Consider the following 21,662-nt stretch of genomic DNA (forward strand, 5'->3'; position numbering starts at 1 on the left):
GATTTAATTATTAGATTGTAAATCTGATTGCTTTTTCTCCAACATAATGATTATAAGAGATATGCACATTGTCATTAAGAAAAAAAGTGCAGCTCTTGGAAGTTTTATACCAATGAAAGTTGGTAGCTCACTTAAATAGCCATAATTGCTATGAATAAGTAAATTTGTAGTCATTAGAATTGTATTCATGATAAATGTCAGCTTTAGAGTGTCTCTTGTGCTCAAATAAATATTCTTTTTATTTATTATAATTACGCCACTAATTACCAAGAAAATATGACTTCCAACAAAAGTTACATTGGTCACATGCGGCCATACATATGGCGAAGGATCTGGAAAAGTAAAAGCAATTATTGCCCCTATAACTCCCAGCCAAGAAAAATACTTAGTAATCTTCTGGCTGTTTGTATAGTATCCAAAAAACATCATTATAGCTGAAAGTCTACAATGAAAAAGTGGTAATCCCTCTTTTAAAAAGAGTTCTACATTTCCTAAATACCAATATAACATCAACAGTTGTATAGCTGTTCCTAAATTCAAAGACCATTTCAACAATGTTTCACTATTTCTAAAATAGTATGCAAATATAATTGAAAATATAAGTGCCAATCTTATTAGCATTATATTTATACTCGCACTCCCATCCACATTGTATCTAAAAAAATTCTCCATATTTAATTTCCATCCTAACTTATGTATACTAATTATAACTTCTATTTTATAGGAAACTCTCTAAATATTAAACACTTAAATTCAGCTCAATTAAAATGGATTGCTATGATTTCTATGTTTATAGATCACTTAAACAAGAGAATCTTGTTAAATTATTTAATTGATTCCGAAAATTCAAACATTCTATTAATTATTTTACAAAGTATATTTGCAATACTTGGTAGAATCGCTTTTCCAATTCTCCTATTTCTTTTGGTAGAAGGTTTTAAGCACACCCATTCAAAGAAAAAAATACCTGCTAAACTCGATAATTTTTGCACTTATATCTGAAATTCCTTACGATATGTTTATACTCGGAATTTATTTTGAGTCATCAATTCAAAATATGTTTTCACTTTGACATTGAGTTTGATAAATCTTTAGATTATAGATACGCTCAAACTTAAATTTGAAAAATTATATATGCTATTTTAAATTATTACAAGTGTATTGCTTAGCTCAATCACAACATATTTTGGCACTGATTATGACCACTATGACCTCATTATACCAATGGCATTTTATTTCTTCTACAACGAAAAAATAGTTGCTTCAGCTTACAGCTATATTATTGTAGTTAAAGAATATTTTTAGTTTTAGGATTTATATTGCTCAACTTATATAATAACGAAAGAGGAAATATAAATAATTGGATCGGGTATGTATTCTATCTCTTTCACAGATAGGCCTTACAGAAAGCCAGGCTAAAGAGAAAAATTTAGAATATAAATCCAATGAACTGTCGATAGCTAACATGCCTAGAGCACATGTAAATAATGATTTGAGAGGTATATATAAAGTTTTGGTCAATACTGAAACATATGAAATAATATGTGCCACACTATTTGGAACTAACTCTGAAGAAATTATTAATCTAATCAAATTGTCAATGGACAACCACATACCATACACTTATTTCAAAAACCAAATCTGCACTCATCCAACAATATCTGAAAATTTTAACTATGTCTTTAATTTTTGACAAGAAAAAAGTAGGATTGCATTCATATTATGCTATCCTACCATTTTTATTTAATAACCATTTATAACGTATCCACGCCTATCTCGTTTAGGACTTCTTGGCATCTCCCAAGAGTTGTGGTCTGTGTGCAACAGCATGTGTGCCTTATGGCTATTTGGCTTTTCAAAATAGTTTTCATAAAGAGCTTTTACATCTTCATTTTCGTGTGAATATCTCAATTGAGCATTTTTATCTATAAAGTATAAATTTTTTCCTCTTTCAAAAGCTAATTCATCTCCGTCATGTATAGGCTGACCACCTCCGCCTACGCATCCACCTGGACATGCCATAACTTCAACAAAATCATACTTCTTATCTCCACGTTCTATATCTTCTATAAGTCTTCTGGCATTTCCAAGTCCACTTACCGCTGCTATTTTTAAATCTATTCCATTTAAATTAAAACTCGCTTCACTAACTCCAGTGTCTTGAGACTCTGCTCTAACCACTTCAAATGCATCTGGAGCACAATTTTCACCAACTATAGTGTAGTATGCAGTTCTCAAAGCAGCTTCCATAACTCCACCTGTTGCTCCAAATATAACTCCCGCACCTGAACTCTGTTCAAATAATTTATCCGGTTCTATATCTTTAAGAGTCTTTGGGTTTATATGTGCAGCTCTTAACATTCTAACCAATTCACGAGTTGTGATAACACAATCTGTATCGTGACCAGCGTACTCTACATAGAACAGTTCCATCTCTCTCTCGCCTTTTTTAGCCAAACAAGGCATTACCGCAACTGAATATATATCCTCCGGCTTCTTGCCAATTTGTTCTGAGAAATATGTCTTCATCACTGAACCGAACATTTGCATAGGTGATTTAGCGGTTGAAAGTTGAGGAACAAGATGAGGATATTGACCTTTTATAAATCTCAACCAACCTGGACAGCATGAAGTAAACATCGGTCTATCTTCCAGTTCTCCACTTTTAAATCTATCTAAAAATTCATTGGCTTCTTCCATTATTGTAAGGTCAGCTGAATAAGCTGTATCAAATACATAATCCACGCCAATTTTCTTAAGTGCATCAAAAATCTTATTTACTGTTGCATCTTGTAAATCAAGTCCAACTTCTTCTCCCCACGCTGTTCTAACAGCCGGCGCAACTTGAACTACTACAACTTTATCTTTTGATACAATTGCTTCCCACAATTTGCTTGTGTCATCTCTCTCTTTTAAAGCTCCTACCGGACAATGTGTTATGCACTGTCCACAAAGAGAGCAATCAGATTCTGCAATGGTTCTTGATCCGGAAATATTTACCGTTGTTCTCGCTCCGGTACCTTCCAACTCCCATATATTTAAACTCTGCATCTTGTCGCAAACTTGAATACATCTCATACACTTTATACATTTTTTAGAGTCTCTAATAAGAGGGAAACTATTATCCCAAGCTTGGCACTCTAAATTTTCTTCATATAAAATATTTTGAATGTTTAGGTCGTTTGAAAGTTTTTGTAAGGAACAATTTCCACTTCTAATACATGTTGCACACTTACAATCGTGTTGTGAAAGTATCATTTGAACAGTTCTCATTCTATCCAACATTACCTTAGGGCTGTTTGTAAATACAACCATATTTTCTTCAACCACATTATTACAAGCTGTAATCAACTTGTTTTTACCTTCAACTTCAACTACACATACTCTACATGCCGCTATTTCGTTTAAATCTTTTAGATAGCAAAGGTGTGGAATTTCTATTCCAATGCTTTTTGCAGCTTGCATTATAGTAGCGCCCTCAGAAACTGTAACTCTTGTATTATCTATAATTAAATTTACCATATACTTTCACGACCTCCTTTAAATATACCAAATCCAAAGTGGTCACATCTCAAACATCTTGCCGCTTCTTGATGAGCAGCTTTTTCATTCATGTTTAGTTCCACTCCATCAAAATCCAACACTCTCATACAAGCTTCACGTTCAGGAAGTTCAACTCTTCCACAATATGTCTTGTCTTCTATGTTAGGCTCTGGTATTTCAACATCACAAGTGATTTCATGGTGATAACCTAAGTATTCATCTATATTAGCAGCCATTACTTTAGCAGCTGCAATAGCTTTTATTACAGTTGCAGGCCCTGAAGCACAATCTCCACCTGCAAAAAGTCCTGGGATTCCTCTAAACCCTCCATTAGGTAGAGTGAATATCTTTCCTTTTTCAATAGGGACTCCAACTCCTTCATAGTGTTCAGTTTCAATATTTTGACCGATGGCAACTACCAATACCTCACAAGGTATAAACTCTTCAGGCTCTCCAGTAGGTATAACAGATGCTCTTCCACCTTTTATATTTGATATCATTTGAGGTTCAACCCAAACCCCTTTTAATTTTCCATCTTCTATTTCAAGTCTTGAAGGTGCTTTTAGAGTTACCATTTCAACTCCCTCAGCTAAAGCTCCTTCTATTTCATTAGGAAGTGCTGTCATGTCTGCAGTTCTTCTTCTATATACGCAACTTACTTTAGATGCTCCTAAACGCACTAAGGTTCTAACAGCATCCATAGCCACATTCCCGCCACCTATTACAGCAGCTCTCTTACCTTCAATATCCGGTAAAATCCCCATGCCAACTTCTCTTAAAAATTTAACAGCTGATACTATTCCCTCGCTCTTTTCACCATCTAATCCGAGTTTTTTATCAGTTGATGCTCCTACAGTTATCAAAACAGCATCGTATTCTCTTCTCAAATCATTTAAGTCTATATCAATTCCTATCTTAAGACCGTATTTTACTTCAACTCCAGTTTCAAGGATGGCATTTATATCATCATTCAATCTGTCTTTTGGCAATCTATAATTTGGAATTCCATATCTCAACATACCACCCAACCCAGGTAACATTTCAAAAACTGTACTTTGATGTCCCATAAGTTGTAAGTAATACGCAGTTGAAAGACCAGCCGGACCTCCACCAACAATGGCAATCTTTTTACCAGTTGACTTAGTGCACTTTTGAGTCGGAACTTTACCAGCCATATCTGCTGCAAACCTTTTTAACCCTCGTATATTTATAGCATCATCAACCATATTCCTTCTGCATCTTTCTTCGCAAGGATGTTCGCAAATAAATCCGCAAGTGGTTGGAAATGGATTATCTTTTCTCATAAGAGTTAGGGCATCAGTATATCTCTTTTCTCTAATCAAAGCCACATATCCAGGTATATCAACATTTGCAGGACACATTGCAACACAAGGCACAGGTTGAGTAGTCATGCATATACATCTTCCATTTATTACGTGCTCTTCATAATCATCACGACAATTTGTAATACTTCTATGTACCATATGAGCTGCTTCATATCCAATCGCACAATCTGCAGTTTCAGAAATCGATTTTGCAGTCTCTTCAATTAAATTTAGTGTGCTCATATCTGCTTTACCATTTAAAACATCACTTAGTAAATTTTTAAGTTGTTGTAGCCCTACTCTACACGGAATACATTTACCACATGTTTGGGCATGACACATTTCTATAAAAGCTCTTGTTATATCTACAGGACATAATCCAGGTGGGCTGGATTCTATACGTTGTCTCAAATTTTCATAAATATCATCGATTATAATCTTTGCTCTACTGGGCGATTTTAATTCTAATCTGCTCACAAACTTACCCCCTACAAAAATAATTCTAATTATATTATTTAATTAAATCTATCTCTTATAGTTAATGTTATATGATAATTGCGTTTTATACAGATAATTTATCATAACAAGTGCAACATAAATAAACTCATAGCTAATCAGCTGTGTTAATATGTAAGTGACCAAACAAAACATATTAAAAGGAGTGATTAACTATGAGCTATAACCATCTTACCATAGAAGAAAGATCTTGTATTTACCAATTTTTAAATTTAGGAATGAGTATAAGGAAAATTGCACAAGCACTTAAAAGGTCACCTAGTACAATATCTAGAGAAATTAAAAGAAATTCATCTAAGATAAAAGTTAGTAGGGGAAGTTACACTAAGTACTTTCCGATAAAGGCAAATGATAAATATATTGATAGAAGAAAAGACTGCCATAGAAAAAGTAAATTTTCTAAAGATGTTATTGATTATTTAACTGTAAAGATTAACGAACATTGGTCCCCTGAACAAATATCAAATAGAAACACAAATGAGATTCATGAATTACCATCTACATCAACGATATATAGAATGATACACGCCAAAAAGCTGCCAAAAACTAGTATGAAAAATTTGAGAAGAAAAGCTAAATTTAAAAGGCCAGCAGAAAAAAGAGGAAAATTCAATGATAAAGGTAGAACAATTAAGAAAAGACCTAAAGAGATATACAGAAGGCAAGAATTAGGCCACTGGGAAGCAGATACAGTGGAATCAGGCAGATTAGATCATAAAAGGAAAAGTAGATGTTGTTTCGTAACTTTAGCAGAAAGAAAATCTAGATATTATATAGCAATCCTAGTTGAAAATAGAAAGTCGGAAAGCGTAACACCAGCAATAATAAATGCATTAGAAGATTATCCAAAAGAATTAGTAAAAACAATAACCTTTGATAGAGGTAAAGAATTTTCAGAATTTGAGAAAATAGAAAAAGAATTAGGATGCAAAACTTAATTTTTGTGATCCCTATTGTGCATGGCAAAAAGGTACAAATGAAAATAGTAACGGACTTTTGAGGGAGTTTTATCCTAAGGGTATGGATTTATCAGAAGTGAATATTGATGAATTAAATTATAACTTAAGTTTAATGAATAATAGACCTAGAAAATGTATAAAATATAAAACACCTAAAGAAGAACTTTTTTGGTCTCTTACCATAGGTGTTGCATTTGATTTGACAATTCGTCTACAATAATTGTTATTTTTTTGTTAAAGTTTGTTAATTATTAGAATTTTTTCTAATTTTCGTCAAATCATAATAAAAAATACTCCTCTATATTCTATATTATAGTTATATAAAACACCTATGTAAAATTTATATATTTTAAGATTTTTCACATAAAAATGACTAAATATAAAAATAAATTTAAATAATCCATGATAACTGTCTAAAAAACTAGCCCCTAATAAATAGGGGCTAAATTTATAAAAATATTCTATTCTATCACATTGAATTCTTTTAACATCTGTTCTATTTCAGTTCCTGATAGAAGTACTTTTACTTTATTCTTAGCAAGTACAGGCAACTTGATTTCAGGTCTTTCTCCATCTAAAAGGGCTACCAATCCACTTAGTAAATATCTTATATCATATCTTGAAGCAAACACTTCTGGAACAGCTTTTTCAACTCCTGTCAAAACATACACTGCTTCCATAGCAGTACGTCCAGAATATTCTGTTGTAAAAATTGTATCTCTACCAGGATTATCAAGTGTCTCTGCAAATTGACCTATAAATGCAAAGTTTACACCATCTTTTGGAACTACATAAGGTCTATCTCCAAATTTTCTAGGCATAAAATGAGCTGTTATAAATGGCATCATAACTGGCACTGCTGTACAAGTATTTGCCATCTCTTCAATCTTTTCAAGAGGCACACCTATATGGTAAAGCCATTCTTTTGTAATTTCCTTACCGGTGCAATCTCTCATTGGCTTTTTAATATAATCCCCACCTTTGTCTGTGAAAAGTGCATATACCCAAACAACTACATCATCTTTAGGTTGTTCAAGATATTGACCTTGTCTGTTTATAGTCCAACTCATAAGCCAAGATGAATCTCTCGCCGTTACTATACCACCTGTTACTGTTGAGCCGGTGTATGGTGATCTCTTAGTTATATTTTCTATATAAGGCGCAATTTTTCTATCGTGGCAAGTTACGGTACAAGATTCCCAATTTGTCTTTTCAAAATCTGTGCTAAATACTTCCGGATTTCCAAATTCATCACATTGTTTTGCAATGTTGTTCCATAGTTCCCAGCTACTTCCCGGTTCTCTTATAAATTCAGCTGGAGTTTCATCATCTCCATATCCAGAAGACTCTATAATTGAACCATTTGTAATAAACACTAAATCATTTTCTGTTAGTTCAATAGATTTATCATTTCCCTTATTGTCTTTAGCCACTATTTTCTTAGCAACTTTTTTATCTTTTGTAATTTCAAACTCAACATTCTTTACATCTACATTGTATTCGAAACTAACGCCTTTTTCTTTAAGCCATTTGATTATTGGCTCTACTATAGATATATATTGGTCATGTCTTGTGAATTGTAAAGCTGATAGATTAGGAAGACCATCTACATGGTGAATAAAACGATTCATATAAAGTTTCATTTCTAATGCACTATGCCAGTTTTCAAACGCAAACATAGTTCTCCAGAAAGTCCAAAAATCAGTTTCCAAAACTTCTTTAGATAATACTTCATCAATTCTCAAATCTTGTAACGCTTCATCCGGCATAGATAAGAACATAACAAGTTCTTTAACTAAATCTTGTCCTAAATTAAATTTTCCATTGTCCCATCTTTCGCCACAGTTGTGAGTTATACGACAATTGCTGTAATTTGGATCATCTAAATTTGTATAATATAGATTGTCTAAAATTGTCATACTTGGTTCCTCAGCTGATGGTATTACGCTGAACAAATCCCAAAGGACTTCAAAATGGTGTCCCATTTCTCTTCCTCCACGAGCCACATAACCTATGTTACTCATGAATTCACCATCCATTGCTCCACCTGGCAATTCACATTGCTCTAAGAAGTGAATATTTTTACCATCCATTTGAGCATCTTTAATTAAAAATCCCGCTGCAGCAAGTCCAGCCATTCCTGAACCAATTATATATGCTGATTTCTTTTCTATATCTTTTGGTTTTCTAGCATTAACTAATCTGTCATAATCTCCATTATCAAGTCTCAATCTCTTATCAAATGTTTTTATTTCCATATTACCCCTCCATATATTTCTTATTTGTAAGATAATAATAACACTGGGATTTTGGGGATGTTATGGTTAACTAAAAACAAGTGTTAGAAATCCTAACACTTATCTCACTTTGTCTAATTATTTAATTCTTCACTCTTCCTAAGAGACTTTTCAATGTTGCCATCAAATAAACAGCCTATTCTATAAACTATGCTATTCGGCTCTTCCAACATACCATCATCAATCCATTTCAGCATAAAACTCGTAAGTGCAGCTTGGTAGAAATCTCCTATCAATCTCTTGTCATCTTCAGATGCCTTTATACTCTTTCTTATGCTCTCACTCTCTACATACTTATTCATTACAATTCCTGAAACGTTAAATATATAGTCATACATAGTCTTCCTCTCAACTGATTTAAAGATATTGTATACAGCTTTTTTATTTTTTAATATAAATTCACTGGCTTCTAAAAAACTTTCTTCCCAAGAAAGAGTTTCATTAAATTGAATATCTATCCTCTCAAGTTCTTCATTTAAAATTTCTTTAATAAGAGCATAGATATCTTCATAGTAATAATAAAAAGTGTTTCTATTTATTTCACAAACTTTTGCTATTTCACTTACCGTTATATCTTTTAGCTTATTCTTACTTGCCAATTGCCAAAATACATTTCTTATAAGCTCTTTGGTGTATTGTTTTGCCATCTTATCATCTCTTAGCTTTAACTTTATAGAGGCTTTTCATTTATTATATCCTCTAACATCTTTACAACATCTCTCACACAGTCTTCACATGATCTAAGTGGTTTTCCAGTTTCAATCCCCTTTAAATCTTTACACAAAACCGATTCATTATTATTTTTAAATTCATTCATTATTCTTCTACTGTCTCTCATAGTCTCCCCAGAATTTTTATTTAGCAACCCAAGTATCACTTCGGCTCCAGATATAGCTCCACAAGTTCCATCCATGGTTCCATTTCCAGCTCCAAAACCTTGAGTTAGGTGGTACATTGTCTCTTCATCTATTCCAACATAATCGCAATACGTACAAGCTATAGCTTGAGCGCAATTATATCTATCATGTTTTCTTTCTACAACTTTTTCTACTCTACTCACAAACTTCCTCGCTAAACTAAATTAATTTTCACTTTCAATAATTATTATAAACTATTTTTATAAAATAAAAAATCCATCGCACTAAAGCAATGGATTCTCTTTAAATTTTAGGCACTTCTTTGCACTTTGATTCAATTTGGTCTAACTCTATCTTGTATACACCAGTGATTTTAATAGACCTCTCTATAGCCTGTTCAAAGAATTCCATCATATTTGGTACAAGTCTTTCAGATAAAATTCTAAGCGAATGAACTTTCTCTTTTTCATCTTCTACTCTATAAATTCTACCCTCTACAATTGCACTCTTATATCCTATTGTAAAAACTTTGCTTAAGCTAATTTCTCCAGATTTTAAGAGTTCCCTAACTCTCTCTGGAGTATGCCCTATTGGAGTTTGAGATTGAGATACAAACACAATTCTAACACTATCCCCATCTTCAATATAATCTATTTTTTCTCCAACTTTTGCACAGTGAAAATAAAGATTTTCCCCATCTCTACTAAAAGTAAGTGGTATAGAATAGGCATTTTTCTTCAAGGTCATCACACCATAATCGGTGTTGTCTATTACCTCTAATCCAAATTCTCTATCCTTTTCTCTATCTTTTCTTCTCATATATTCTTCATAAAAGCTGCATACGCCTTATAAGTCATGTATGCATCTGCTTTAGAAACCAATTCTATCGGAGCGTGCATTGAAAGCATTCCTGTTCCCATATCCACAACTTGAGCACCTGACTCAGCTAAGATGTAGGCGATAGTTCCTCCGCCACCTTGGTCAACCTTGCCAAGCTCTCCAGTTTGCCATATTATTCCATTTTCATTAAACACCTTTCTGATTTCGTGTAAAAATTCAGCATTGGCATCATTAGAACCACCTTTGCCACGAGAGCCAGTGTATTTAGACATAGTTATACCATATCCAAGTTTTGATGCATTCTTTTCATCCATAACTTCTTTAAATGCTGGGTCTATAGCAGCTGTAACGTCTGCTGAAAGCACCTTAGAATTTGCAAGAGCTCTTCTAAGTTTTAAATCATTATAATCTCCCATTACATTTATTATTTCTGCAACAGCATTTTCGAAAAATCTTCCATGCATACCAGTGTTGCCAACAGAACCTATTTCTTCTTTATCTGCGAAAAGAGCAGCTACAGTTTTATTTGGATTTTCAACTTCAAATACAGCCTCTAAATTTGCATAACTACAAACTCTGTCGTCATGTCCATGAGCAGCTACAAGAGATCTGTCAAATCCAACGTCTCTTGCCGGACTTGCAGGCACGATTTCAAGTTCTGAAACTATAAAATCTTCTTCAACCATTCCAAACTCTTTATTTAAATATTCAAGAATAAGTTTCTTAATTGGATTTTTTTCTTCTTCACTACCATAAGTTGAGTGTCCAACTACGACATTTAACTGTTCACCTTCAATTCCCTCACTAAGTTTCTTAGTGTTTTGGTTTTGACTTAAATGTGGCAATAAATCATTTATAAAAAATACAGGATCATCAGTTTTTTCACCAATTGCTATTTCCTTCTTTTCTCCATCTTGAGTGATAATTATCCCATGAAGAGCAAGAGGTATTGTTGGCCATTGATATTTTTTAACCCCACCATAATAGTGTGTCTTAAATAATGCAAGATCAGAATCTTCATAAAGAGGTCTTTGTTTTAAATCAAGTCTTGGACAATCTATGTGTGAACCAACTATGTTCATTCCATTTTCCAAATCTTCTTTACCTATAACAAATAACACACATGACTTGTTGTGATTGTTTAGATAAATTTTATCTCCAGCTTGAATATTTCCATTTATAGCTTCATCTAAAGAAATATATCCTCTCTTCTTAGCTTCTTCGATAATAAATTTTGTCGCTTCTCTTTCAGTTTTTGCTCTATCTAAAAAATTCTTATATCTATCAGAATATTCAAAAACTTCTTTGTGTTGTTCTGGAGTTAGCGATTTCCATACTGACTTATTTTCTAATTCCATTTTATCCTCCTATTTAATTTCTCTATTACTTTAAATTATAAAGCTATACAAATATTTGTAAAGCTTTGACAGTAGATAAATTCTCTTGTATAATCTTAAAAGACCCTTGGGCAGAACAATCTGTCTACTTCGCCAAGCTTTGTGGAGAGCTTGGCATTTTTTATACTATTTTTAAAAGATCAGTTAACTTATTTATAACATAAGTCGCCCCACTGACATCATTATTTTTGCCAATGTCAAAATGGCAGCTATCTATCCCAAAATTTTTAGCTCCATTTATATCTGACTCTATCCTATCTCCCACCATTATTGTATTTTGAAAATTTGCCCCTTCAATATTTTTAAAACAAAACTCAAAAAATCCTTTGTCCGGTTTTTCAAATCCAACTTTTTCAGATATAAAATGCCCATCAAATAAATTATATATGTTTGCATCTGTCATTCTCTTTAATTGAGTAGAATAGACGCCATTAGATGCAGTGTAAACTCTCTTGTCCATTTGCTTCAAAGAAAGCAATAACTCTCTTGCACCATCTATCAACTGGCTATTTCTATCCAGATGACTTCTGAAAATATCTTCTGCGTCATTTCCATCTACATCAATCCCAAATAATTTAAAGAACTCTTCAAATCTTTTTGTCAAAATTTCTTCTTTTGACATATTCCCCTTTTCGAGTTCTCCCCACATATAAACATTTATTTTTCTATATTTTTCCAAATTTTCTCTATTATTTTCAACTCCATAAATTTCAAACAAATGTCTTATAGAGTTTTCCTCAGCAGCATTAAAATCCAAAATGGTATTATCTAAATCTATTAAAATAATTTCGTACATACTATCCCTCAAATTTGTCAGAGTGTTTTTTGAAAAAATCATAATATACTCTCACATTTTCTAACTCAGTCCAATCTTTTACACTTGCTCTCTCTCCGTCCAAATCATATATCTTAGCTTCTTGTAACGACAATATAAACGGCGAGTGCGTGGATATTATAAATTGACAACCAAAAAATCTAACACTCTCTTCTAAAAACTTAATTAATTCAATTTGTCTTTGAGGAGATAGACTATTTTCAGGTTCATCCAAAAGATATAATGCATCCTCCTCAATATTTTTTTGAAAGTATATAAAAGCACTCTCTCCATTTGAATACTCTCTTGTATTGTTAATTAGATTTTGTCTAACGTAGTAAGATTGAGACTTTTTCTTTGCCATATTAACTTTTCTAAGCTTTTCATAATCATCTAAAGAACTTAATTGAAACTCAGAATATTTCTTTTCCAAATACTCATCAAATAACTCTTCTCTCTTTAAAGTTATTCCATTATTTATACTTCTTAAATTGAGCATAAAATCAAAAACATCATCAGAAGTTATTATGCTGCTTCGTTTTGGAACTTTTCTCTCTAAATCAAAATCACACAAATTAATATAATCTTCAAAAAAATTGGTTCTATTGTATAAAGATACCCTTTCCAAATTTAATTTTTCTGCAATAATATTTAAAATTGTGCTCTTACCCCTACAATGTCAAGTGATTGATATTAAAAAAACACTTAAATTTCTTTAAGTGCTTTGATGCGTCATATGGTATACAGTATATTTAACTCTGCGCTATTTTTTTTATTTGTGATTCCGGCAATACAGAATTTCTTAAAAAAGTGGGTTGATATTTTAGAATCTCATTTGCTTTTTCAAGTACATCATTGTCCACATTAACATAGTTATAATGATTTAAATTAATTGTTCCATCTTCATTTAAAGTAGTTTCAATAAAACGATACTCATTCATTCCCGAACATAATATAGTATCTATCAAGAGTTTTTTTGTTTCGTTCGGAGACATTCTAATGGATTTTAAACATCTTGATATTTGAGTTTGATAATCCAACAATGTTATTATAGCATCAAATCCATCCTTTTTTAAACTATTTATCAAATATGGTTTCATTACAATATCTCCTCCTTCCTCTTAAATCATTTATACAAAAAAGTAACTAGAATATTATATAATATTTATTTATAAATTGCAAGCCTTCCAAAATTAATTCATGAGCTGTTTTTATATCTGTTATAACTTGTGTATCCATTGAATTCTCTGCCCAATGAGCATAAGGATGTCTCATTTGATTATATCTATTGTATAACTCATTTAGATAATCTATTTGATTGTTATTTAGATTTCCCATTGATGAATTATACTCATACTTATTGGTTAAATTGTTAAAGCTAAAGTAAGAAAACTTATTTTTCCCTTTCAGTGTTGTTGTATCTTGTCCTAACTTATCACTCAAAATTCTATGCAAATAAAATTCCATTGCTCTGAAAAGTGGTGTAACCAAACAAGTATAATCAGGCATATATCCTGTTATTAGTGTATTAAATACTGCCGATAGCAGAGTATTTCTAAGTTTTGTATCTTTATCATTTATTGGAAAATTAGGCAGTATAGCAGAAAAAGCATTTTCTACCTCATACTCTTCTACTGTTAAAGCATGATACGTATTTAAGACTTCTATGACAGCATTATCTGTTGGTAATTTTTCAATAGCTGATGAAACAATTTTTTGAAATAAAATACTCTGTTTTCCTTGAACATAAGATTTATTTCCTTTGTAGCAGTTAATAATCACTCGTTGCCCATCAAATGTAAGTAGCAATTTATCCAAATAGTCTTTTGGATTTGATTCATCTATATCAATGTGATAATTAATATCTTCCTCACTAATTTCGTCATTGAGTGATTTTACCATATTACGCCAGTCTTGTTTTTGAAAACCGATAAAATAAATAGAACCATCATTATATGTTTTATATCCTTGCGATAATAAAGCTCTCTTTGCTAATTCATCCGCTTTCTCATTATATACAACTCCACTATGAGCTTTCACATGTTCAAATTCTACATTTATCAACTTTGATTTTTCATCAAAAAATTTGCTATACTCCTGTGAAACATTAACTTTAGCTTTCCATTCTTTCGTTGCCCACTTTTCAATGCCTTCATAATCATAAAAAATTTTTATTCTTTGTTTATTGCTTTCAATAGCCCATAAAATAGCTTGTTTAACACCTTCAATTTCACCTGCAATATTTCTTGAATCCATATAAGTTTTATCTATAAAAGCCTTATATAGACTGTCTTCTGATTCATTGGTTAAAAGAAGGACACCAAAACTGTATTTTTCTTTTCCATCTGCATCTAAAGAATGGCTGCCATCTACAAAAGCAATTACTTCTCTATCTCGTAAGTTCTTTATTTCCTGTTCTATTTTTTTATTTATTGCAGACGTTTCATCAGATACACTTTTAATTTCTTTTATATCTTCACAAGATATATATCTTATTGCATCTTCTTCAGTAGAAAAAGATTTATACACAGCTCCTGGAAATCCTTTAACCTGTTCCTCCGTTTCACTCCAAGTGCCATATATCCCTGGTGTTTTACCTACCTTTACTGCATAAAATTTTTTCTTCACCATAAATTTTCACCACCGCTATTCTAAATTTTAATAAATTTCTCCTCGCTCATATTTGTATTATACCACATTTAGCAAATAAATAGTATCTCCACTATTGACATAGTAGTCATTTTATGATATAGAAAATTTTCGTTTATATTTTGTTACAGCTTCAACTATACAAACTAATACTTCTCCATAATTTCTATTTCTCCACTTCTTGATACGATTATTTTATCAATTTTATTGTCTACATAAGCCTTCAATAAATTTTCTTCGTCTAAGACTGTAATATCCATTTCTTTCCTTGAATCAATCTTCTCTGACTTCAATTCTTCCAACTTACTCTCCAATAATATCTTTTTATCTTTGATAAAAGTTTTTTTCTTTAAATAGTCCTCTTTTGAAATATTTTTCCTTTTATAGTTTTCATAGATGATTTGTAAATTACTGTTTAATATGGATATTTCCTTTAGAATCTCTTCTTTCACATTCTTGTGTTCTATGACTTTCTCTTCATTTAATGTGTTTTGTATCTTAAAATCTTTTAATTTGGGTTTTATAAGTTCAATAATATCTTTCTCTTTGATATTGTTTGGTTTTTTCTCAGCTTTACATAAATTACAATAATAACTTTTATACTTGTATATTTTATCAGAATTCTTCTTTTGTCTACTGTCACATCGAAAACTCATATGTCTACCACATTCTTTACAAAAAATCTTATCAGAAAAAATAGAACGATTTTTGTTTCCTGTATATCCCCCAAAACTTCTTTTTTCTTTTATTTTCTTTACCTCATCAAATACTTCTCTTGAAATAATCGCTTCATGGGTATTTGGAAGTATTTTCCACTCCTCTTCAGGAAGTAAAATTCTTTTTCTTCCACCTATTTTTGTTTCTTTGAATTTATTATATACATAATCTCCTGTATATAGTTCGTTCCTTGTAATCTGTGAGATAGCTGCGTTTGTCCAAACTCTTTTCTTTACTTCACTTCCAGTAATTAAATTTCCAGTATAATCAGAAAGTTTCAGTTCTTCTTTTCGTTCAGAGCGTGTAATATAACCTTTTTCATTAAATATATTAGCCACTTGAATGCACGAATATCCTTTTAGCAATAAATCAAAAGCTTCTTTAACTATAAAAGCTGTTTTTTCATCAATGATGATACTCTGTTTATCTTTTGGATCTTTAATATATCCAAAAGGTGCTGCCCAATTTATATTTTTCCCCTGCGATTTAATTTGCCTAATAGAACTTCTTACCTTTTCAGATAATTCCTTACTGAATAAATCATAATACAATGTCTTAAACTGTGTATCCATATCTAATCCATTTCCATTTTCGTTTATGGAATCATAACAATCATTGATAGCTATAAATCGTATTTTTAAAAATGGAAATATATTGCTCAAATAATCCCCAAGTAGAATATAATCTCTTGAAAACCTAGACATATCTTTTACAATTATAGTTCCTACTTTACCACTCTTTATATCCTCAATAAGCCTTAAAAAGGAAGGTCTATTTGTATTAGTAGCAGAATATCCATCATCTACATATTCTTCTATTTCACAACTTTTTAAAGATGTTTCATTTTCAATGTAGCTTTTTATATAATCTCTTTGATTTGCTATACTTTCACTTTCATCTACTTTGTGATAATCTTCTTCAGAAAGTCTTAAATATATAGCTATCTTATTCATGCTCTACCTCCAACTGCTTTCCCACATCTTTATCAAGTTTAAACTTAAAATATATGGTAACCTGCTTATACTCTGATATTTCTATATGGCTAATTAATGTATCGACCAATTCTTTATCAACTTCTATGCTTTTAGCATCCAAGCAGCAAAATAGTACATCTATAAATTCTATAATTTCTCTTTTTTTCTTTTTTATATTTCTTATTCTTTCATCAAAAACTTTTAATTCATTTTTTAAGGTTTTTATTTGATTATTTATTTTTTTACTTTCTATTTTAAAATCACTTAAAAGAACCTCTCCTTTAACATAGTTTTCATATTGTTCTTGTAAATTGATCCTAAGAGAAGCAATCTTTTTATTATTTTCATCTATTTTTATAGAAACTTGATTTATCTTTTCAGCACTTATATTTTCTAAATATATTTTTAGTTGTAATCTTTTATCCTTTTTATAAAAGCTTGAAAACAGTCTTTTTAAGGTATCTACTAAAATTTTGTCGAGGTCTGTCTCATATATTCTGACATGAGATTTTTCTAATTTTAATCTGTCTCCACCTTTACAATAATAACAATAGCAAATCTCATCATGATATTTCAGTCCTCGTGGTCCATATTGTTTTTTCAAATTTCTACCACAAACACTGCACTGTATAAGGTCGTCATACTTTCCTTCTTTTTTATGATCTCTTTGAATTTTTACTCCAACATTTTCTTTTCCGTCTTTTATTATGTTTTTCAGTGAATGGTAAGGTAGATAGTTTTGTTTTTTCTCCTTTATCTCTCTGATATTTTCAAATGTAGTTTTGTCTATTAACCCTGCGTGGGTGTTTTCTGTTATAATCCACTCTTCTTTATCACGAAACTTACTTTTCCTACTTGGATCATGTCTATTTGAGTATACTCTTTGAATCAAATTCCCGATATATACTTCATCAGAAAGCATTTTTGATATATGAGAAATATCCCATTGTTTTGTATCTTCTTTATCCTTAAAAATTTTACCTGTTCTTTTATATTCATCTGGTGTCGTATATTTTTTAGTCAATTCTCTTGCTATTTGCATATTTGATTTTCTTTGACTTGCCATATAAAAGATAAGTCTTACTACATCTGCTGCCTTTTCGTCCATCACCAGAACTCTTTTTCCATCAATTCTATCAACCTTATAGCCATACGGAGCCATTGCTCCTATAAAAGACCCTTGTTTCATTTTTATTTCTTTAGAGGCTTTTATTTTCTTTGAAATATCTTTTGCGTATAAATCATTGAAGATATTTTTTATTGCTATTTCATAACTCTGATCTGATTTTATACCGTCTTTAGTATCCAGATTATCATTTACGGAAATAAATCGAACTCCCAAAAATGGAAATACTTTTTCGATATAGTTTGCGATTTCTAAATACTCTCTACCAAACCTTGACATATCTTTTACGATTATACAATTTATCCTACCTGTTCGAATATCTTCCATCATTTCAATAAATGCAGGTCTTTTAAAATTTGTTCCAGAATACTCATAGTCCTTGTATACTCTTAAAATCTTTATATCTTTTTCGTTTGCAGCATTTATACAAAGTTCTTCCTGCATTTCAAGTGAATTACTTTTATCCCTGTAAGCTTCCTTTCTTTCCTGTGATAATCTAGCATAAATACCGGCAATGTATATTTTTTCAATCACTTTTACAACTTCTGTTTCTGATTGTGATATATGCCTATTTTTTGTTCTAGCCATAACATACCTCACTTTCAGCAGTTACAAGACTTTTATTCATAACAATGGGTATAGTTTTTGACTTCCTGCTTTTATCGATACTTTTCTTTTTTATAGTGTTAGCTTTAATGTCAGACTTATCCATTTTTGTCATTTCTTCAAGTAATGACAATTCTTCGGTATGATTAAACCTAACATCTATCGTCTTATCTTCAGAAATAAAAATTTTATCAATAAGCATCACAACAGACAATCTATCTATTTCAGATAAATTTTTATACTTGTTAATGTCGATGATCCAACTCTTATTTTTGTCAATCTTCTCCTTAGTATCTTCCTGTTTTTTCAATCTATACTCGATGCTTTCATCTAATTTAGTCAATTTCTCTGTATAGTTTTTTCTAAAAAGTTGATATTCTTCTTTACTAATAACATCTTCTTTTAGGTCAAGGTATAGGGAAGATAAGAGTTCTTCTGTCATTGCTTTTTCTCGTTTTAGTATAGGAATTTGATTGTCTTTCAAATTTTTATTTATATCTATACGCTGAACTTTAGAATATAGATTTTCATTAAATTCAATGTAGGACTTCATTATTTTAGATACTGCTTTTATCAAGGTTTCTTCTTTTATGCTGTGTCTTGTGCAAGATTTTTCCTTATTGTACTTTGAACAGATATAAAAAACCTCTTCTCTTTTTTTATACTTTACAGTCCTTCTAATCAAAGAACTTCCACATTCTTTACAAAAAAGCATTCCTGTAAAAATATCAATTTTGTCCTTTCCACGAGAGTTATTCAAATCTCTTTTTAACATCGTATTCGCAATAGTAAAAACTTCTTTACTTATAATTGATTCATGGGTATTTTCTACCCTTATCCATTCTTCTTTCGCTTTTTCTATCTGCTTTTTATTTTTATAACTTAAAGTAATACTCTTTCCCTGTAAGGTATTTCCAATATATACTTCATTTTCTATAATTCTATTTACTGTCTTTGCTGACCAGGTTCCACCTTTTGTGTTTTGAAATCCATTACACTTAAATCCTTGACTTTCTTTATATTTTCTTGGAGTTAAAACTCCTAAATGATTTAGTTCATCTGCAATTGCCTTTGAAGAATAGCCTAATAGCTTCATATCGAATATATTTTTGATGTTTTTAGCAACTTGTTCATCAACCACTAACTTATTTTTGTTTTCTTCTGATTTTTTATATCCATAAGGTGCAAAAGCACTGATAAAGTCTCCTTTTTCTCTTTTTATCTTTTGAGAGCTTTTTACCTTATTTGAAATATCTCGGCAATAACTATCATTGATGAAGTTTTTTATAGGAAGTATAAGATGTGTATCGTTTATATCTGCACTTTTACTATCGTAATTGTCATTTACTGATATAAATCTTATACCGTTTTCCGGAAATATTCTTTGAATATATTTTCCAGCTTCTATATAATCTCTTCCGAATCTTGATAAGTCCTTTACAATAATTGTATTAAACTTTCTATCATAGGCAGCCTTTATCATTTCTTTAAAATCGGGACGATCAAAATTTGCACCTGAATATCCATCATCCACATACTCTTTGACAATTGTAATTTGCTTTTTTCTTGCATAAGAGTTTATAATTTCTCTTTGATTGGATATAGAGTTACTTTCTGTTTTTTCGCCATCTTCTTTTGATAATCTTAAATACATAACTGCCAAATTTTCTTTTGCTAAATTGTTTTTAAACATAAAAAAGCCTCCTTTAGTTCAATTTACATACAATAAATCAAACCAAGGTTAGGCTTCCACAAAAATATTATAACGCTCCTTATATTTTTTGTCAGCCCCTAATAGACAGAAATTTTTTCTTTGATGTATTCCTCTACTAAATTTTCTAAACTAAATCCATTTTCATTAAATTTAACTTCTATATTCCAACCATCAATTTGATTTATCATCTGTTTATCTTTTTTATCTGTTTTCATTTCTGTATTTATATTATGTTCATCACACATAATATCTTCTCCTTATCTTTAATTTTTTTAAGTTTTTTGACATTAACAGGCGTGTAGGTCACGACATTGGAATTTCACCACCGCCCCTTTTCAAGATGAGCCGGCAACAACTGTAGAAGTATCATTATCCCCATTTGCTTCAATGCATCAGTTTCCTAGGCTGAATATATAATTTCTTTTTGTCGCTCGTTTTCTTATATCCTTCCTTTAGCTAGAGTATTTATTTAAACCGAAATCCTTATCAGCAGAAAAGTCATGGCGAAGAAATTATAAAGCTCCACAAATGGTTAATGTCCTGTCTTGGTCTATTCAGTTGTCACGGTTCAAATTTCTATTAATTTCTTTTTTATAGACGAATTGTCAAATCAAATGCAACACCTATGGTAAGAGACCAAAAAGTTCTTCTTTAGGTGTTTTATATTTTATACATTTTCTAGGTCTATTATTCATTAAACTTAAGTTATAATTTAATTCATCAATATTCACTTCTGATAAATCCATACCCTTAGGATAAAACTCCCTCAAAAGTCCGTTACTATTTTCATTTGTACCTTTTTGCCATGCACAATAGGGATCACAAAAATAAGTTTTGCATCCTAATTCTTTTTCTATTTTCTCAAATTCTGAAAATTCTTTACCTCTATCAAAGGTTATTGTTTTTACTAATTCTTTTGGATAATCTTTTAATGCATTTATTATTGCTGGTGTTACGCTTTCCGACTTTCTATTTTCAACTAGGATTGCTATATAATATCTAGATTTTCTTTCTGCTAAAGTTACGAAACAACATCTACTTTTCCTTTTATGATCTAATCTGCCTGATTCCACTGTATCTGCTTCCCAGTGGCCTAATTCTTGCCTTCTGTATATCTCTTTAGGTCTTTTCTTAATTGTTCTACCTTTATCATTGAATTTTCCTCTTTTTTCTGCTGGCCTTTTAAATTTAGCTTTTCTTCTCAAATTTTTCATACTAGTTTTTGGCAGCTTTTTGGCGTGTATCATTCTATATATCGTTGATGTAGATGGTAATTCATGAATCTCATTTGTGTTTCTATTTGATATTTGGTCAGGGGACCAATGTTC

At 31.0% G+C, this 21,662-nt stretch carries 19 protein-coding genes and 1 pseudogene; 3 read left to right on the forward strand and 17 right to left on the reverse strand.

Annotated elements, in window-relative coordinates; translation table 11 throughout:
- Window positions 1-3: 3 nt before the first annotated feature.
- Window positions 4-672 carry a TMEM164 family acyltransferase gene (locus tag B8869_RS09345; RefSeq protein ID WP_084231360.1) on the reverse strand — a complete coding sequence of 223 codons (669 nt, stop codon included), beginning with the start codon at window positions 670-672 and terminating at the stop codon, window positions 4-6.
- A gap of 21 nt (window positions 673-693) precedes the next feature.
- Between B8869_RS09345 and B8869_RS12515 the strand changes: the two genes are divergently transcribed.
- Window positions 694-1,002 carry a TraX family protein gene (locus B8869_RS12515; RefSeq protein WP_084231361.1) on the forward strand — a complete coding sequence of 103 codons (309 nt, stop codon included), beginning with the start codon at window positions 694-696 and terminating at the stop codon, window positions 1,000-1,002.
- A gap of 358 nt (window positions 1,003-1,360) precedes the next feature.
- Entirely contained in the window at window positions 1,361-1,693 is a 333-nt protein-coding gene (locus B8869_RS09355; RefSeq protein WP_084231362.1) for a hypothetical protein, read from the forward strand.
- A 50-nt stretch (window positions 1,694-1,743) separates the two neighbouring features.
- Here the strand turns inward: B8869_RS09355 and B8869_RS09360 are convergent, their stop codons facing one another.
- Together B8869_RS09360 and B8869_RS09365 are read right to left on the reverse strand one after the other, a co-directional pair.
- Window positions 1,744-3,522, reverse strand: a complete 1,779-nt coding sequence (locus tag B8869_RS09360) for a [FeFe] hydrogenase, group A (protein ID WP_084231363.1) — start codon at window positions 3,520-3,522, stop codon at window positions 1,744-1,746.
- Window positions 3,516-5,345 (reverse strand): NAD(P)-binding protein, encoded by a 1,830-nt coding sequence (locus B8869_RS09365; RefSeq protein WP_084231364.1) that lies wholly within the window; start codon window positions 5,343-5,345, stop codon window positions 3,516-3,518. The genes B8869_RS09360 and B8869_RS09365 overlap by 7 nt, the downstream gene beginning before the upstream one ends.
- A 194-nt stretch (window positions 5,346-5,539) precedes the next feature.
- Here B8869_RS09365 and B8869_RS09370 point away from each other — a divergent pair.
- Window positions 5,540-6,563, forward strand: a pseudogene (locus tag B8869_RS09370) (IS30 family transposase).
- 241 nt (window positions 6,564-6,804) lie between these two features.
- Here the strand turns inward: B8869_RS09370 and B8869_RS09375 are convergent.
- The 14 genes from B8869_RS09375 to B8869_RS09440 all read right to left on the reverse strand — a co-directional run.
- Entirely contained in the window at window positions 6,805-8,601 is a 1,797-nt protein-coding gene (locus tag B8869_RS09375) for an oleate hydratase (RefSeq protein ID WP_084231365.1), read from the reverse strand.
- Window positions 8,602-8,714: 113 nt separating this feature from the next.
- Window positions 8,715-9,287: a TetR/AcrR family transcriptional regulator gene (locus B8869_RS09380; protein ID WP_084231366.1), complete on the reverse strand. Its 573-nt coding sequence runs from the start codon at window positions 9,285-9,287 to the stop codon at window positions 8,715-8,717.
- A gap of 23 nt (window positions 9,288-9,310) precedes the next feature.
- A complete protein-coding gene (locus tag B8869_RS09385; RefSeq protein ID WP_084231367.1) occupies window positions 9,311-9,700 on the reverse strand; it encodes a C-GCAxxG-C-C family protein in 390 nt (129 codons plus the stop codon).
- A 100-nt stretch (window positions 9,701-9,800) separates the two neighbouring features.
- Entirely contained in the window at window positions 9,801-10,316 is a 516-nt protein-coding gene (locus B8869_RS09390) for a pyridoxamine 5'-phosphate oxidase family protein (protein ID WP_084231368.1), read from the reverse strand.
- Window positions 10,313-11,695 (reverse strand): aminopeptidase, encoded by a 1,383-nt coding sequence (locus B8869_RS09395; RefSeq protein WP_084231369.1) that lies wholly within the window; start codon window positions 11,693-11,695, stop codon window positions 10,313-10,315. The genes B8869_RS09390 and B8869_RS09395 overlap by 4 nt, the downstream gene beginning before the upstream one ends.
- 160 nt (window positions 11,696-11,855) lie before the next feature.
- Window positions 11,856-12,530, reverse strand: coding sequence for a YjjG family noncanonical pyrimidine nucleotidase (locus B8869_RS09400; RefSeq protein WP_084231370.1), 675 nt, complete (start codon window positions 12,528-12,530; stop codon window positions 11,856-11,858).
- A gap of 1 nt (window position 12,531) precedes the next feature.
- On the reverse strand, window positions 12,532-13,176 hold the full coding sequence (locus tag B8869_RS09405; RefSeq protein ID WP_234989832.1) for an AAA family ATPase: 645 nt from the start codon (window positions 13,174-13,176) through the stop codon (window positions 12,532-12,534).
- A gap of 124 nt (window positions 13,177-13,300) precedes the next feature.
- On the reverse strand, window positions 13,301-13,648 hold the full coding sequence (locus B8869_RS09410) for a type II toxin-antitoxin system RnlB family antitoxin (RefSeq protein WP_060802635.1): 348 nt from the start codon (window positions 13,646-13,648) through the stop codon (window positions 13,301-13,303).
- Window positions 13,649-13,694: 46 nt separating this feature from the next.
- Window positions 13,695-15,179, reverse strand: a complete 1,485-nt coding sequence (locus B8869_RS09415; RefSeq protein ID WP_060802636.1) for a ribonuclease H1 domain-containing protein — start codon at window positions 15,177-15,179, stop codon at window positions 13,695-13,697.
- A 164-nt stretch (window positions 15,180-15,343) separates the two neighbouring features.
- Window positions 15,344-16,867 carry a recombinase family protein gene (locus B8869_RS09420; protein WP_084231372.1) on the reverse strand — a complete coding sequence of 508 codons (1,524 nt, stop codon included), beginning with the start codon at window positions 16,865-16,867 and terminating at the stop codon, window positions 15,344-15,346.
- Complete coding sequence (locus tag B8869_RS09425) at window positions 16,860-18,602, reverse strand: recombinase family protein (protein WP_084231373.1); 1,743 nt, start codon at window positions 18,600-18,602, stop codon at window positions 16,860-16,862. Before B8869_RS09425 ends, B8869_RS09420 begins: the two co-directional genes overlap by 8 nt.
- A complete protein-coding gene (locus B8869_RS09430) occupies window positions 18,595-20,313 on the reverse strand; it encodes a recombinase family protein (RefSeq protein ID WP_084231374.1) in 1,719 nt (572 codons plus the stop codon). Before B8869_RS09430 ends, B8869_RS09425 begins: the two co-directional genes overlap by 8 nt.
- Window positions 20,314-20,411: 98 nt before the next feature.
- Window positions 20,412-20,579, reverse strand: coding sequence for a hypothetical protein (locus tag B8869_RS09435; RefSeq protein WP_004838473.1), 168 nt, complete (start codon window positions 20,577-20,579; stop codon window positions 20,412-20,414).
- Window positions 20,580-20,957: 378 nt separating this feature from the next.
- The coding region (locus B8869_RS09440) for an IS30 family transposase (protein WP_084231375.1) at window positions 20,958-21,662 on the reverse strand (705 nt) is incomplete at its 5' end.

The organism is Peptoniphilus asaccharolyticus DSM 20463 (genome assembly GCF_900176115.1).
In the GTDB taxonomy this organism is placed as follows: domain Bacteria; phylum Bacillota; class Clostridia; order Tissierellales; family Peptoniphilaceae; genus Peptoniphilus; species Peptoniphilus asaccharolyticus.

Excerpts from the sequence above, each read along its gene's own strand:
- B8869_RS09375 (WP_084231365.1), bottom strand. The coding sequence starts at position 8,601 with ATGGAAATAAAAACATTTGATAAGAGATTGAGACTTGATAATGGAGAT.
- B8869_RS12515 (WP_084231361.1), top strand. The coding sequence starts at position 694 with ATGTATACTAATTATAACTTCTATTTTATAGGAAACTCTCTAAATATT.
- B8869_RS09410 (WP_060802635.1), bottom strand. The coding sequence starts at position 13,648 with ATGAAACCATATTTGATAAATAGTTTAAAAAAGGATGGATTTGATGCT.
- B8869_RS09360 (WP_084231363.1), bottom strand. The coding sequence starts at position 3,522 with ATGGTAAATTTAATTATAGATAATACAAGAGTTACAGTTTCTGAGGGC.
- B8869_RS09415 (WP_060802636.1), bottom strand. The coding sequence starts at position 15,179 with ATGGTGAAGAAAAAATTTTATGCAGTAAAGGTAGGTAAAACACCAGGG.
- B8869_RS09345 (WP_084231360.1), bottom strand. The coding sequence starts at position 672 with ATGGAGAATTTTTTTAGATACAATGTGGATGGGAGTGCGAGTATAAAT.
- B8869_RS09400 (WP_084231370.1), bottom strand. The coding sequence starts at position 12,530 with ATGTACGAAATTATTTTAATAGATTTAGATAATACCATTTTGGATTTT.
- B8869_RS09420 (WP_084231372.1), bottom strand. The coding sequence starts at position 16,867 with ATGAATAAGATAGCTATATATTTAAGACTTTCTGAAGAAGATTATCAC.
- B8869_RS09380 (WP_084231366.1), bottom strand. The coding sequence starts at position 9,287 with ATGGCAAAACAATACACCAAAGAGCTTATAAGAAATGTATTTTGGCAA.
- B8869_RS09430 (WP_084231374.1), bottom strand. The coding sequence starts at position 20,313 with ATGTTTAAAAACAATTTAGCAAAAGAAAATTTGGCAGTTATGTATTTA.
- B8869_RS09390 (WP_084231368.1), bottom strand. The coding sequence starts at position 10,316 with ATGAGAAGAAAAGATAGAGAAAAGGATAGAGAATTTGGATTAGAGGTA.
- B8869_RS09435 (WP_004838473.1), bottom strand. The coding sequence starts at position 20,579 with ATGTGTGATGAACATAATATAAATACAGAAATGAAAACAGATAAAAAA.
- B8869_RS09425 (WP_084231373.1), bottom strand. The coding sequence starts at position 18,602 with ATGGCTAGAACAAAAAATAGGCATATATCACAATCAGAAACAGAAGTT.
- B8869_RS09395 (WP_084231369.1), bottom strand. The coding sequence starts at position 11,695 with ATGGAATTAGAAAATAAGTCAGTATGGAAATCGCTAACTCCAGAACAA.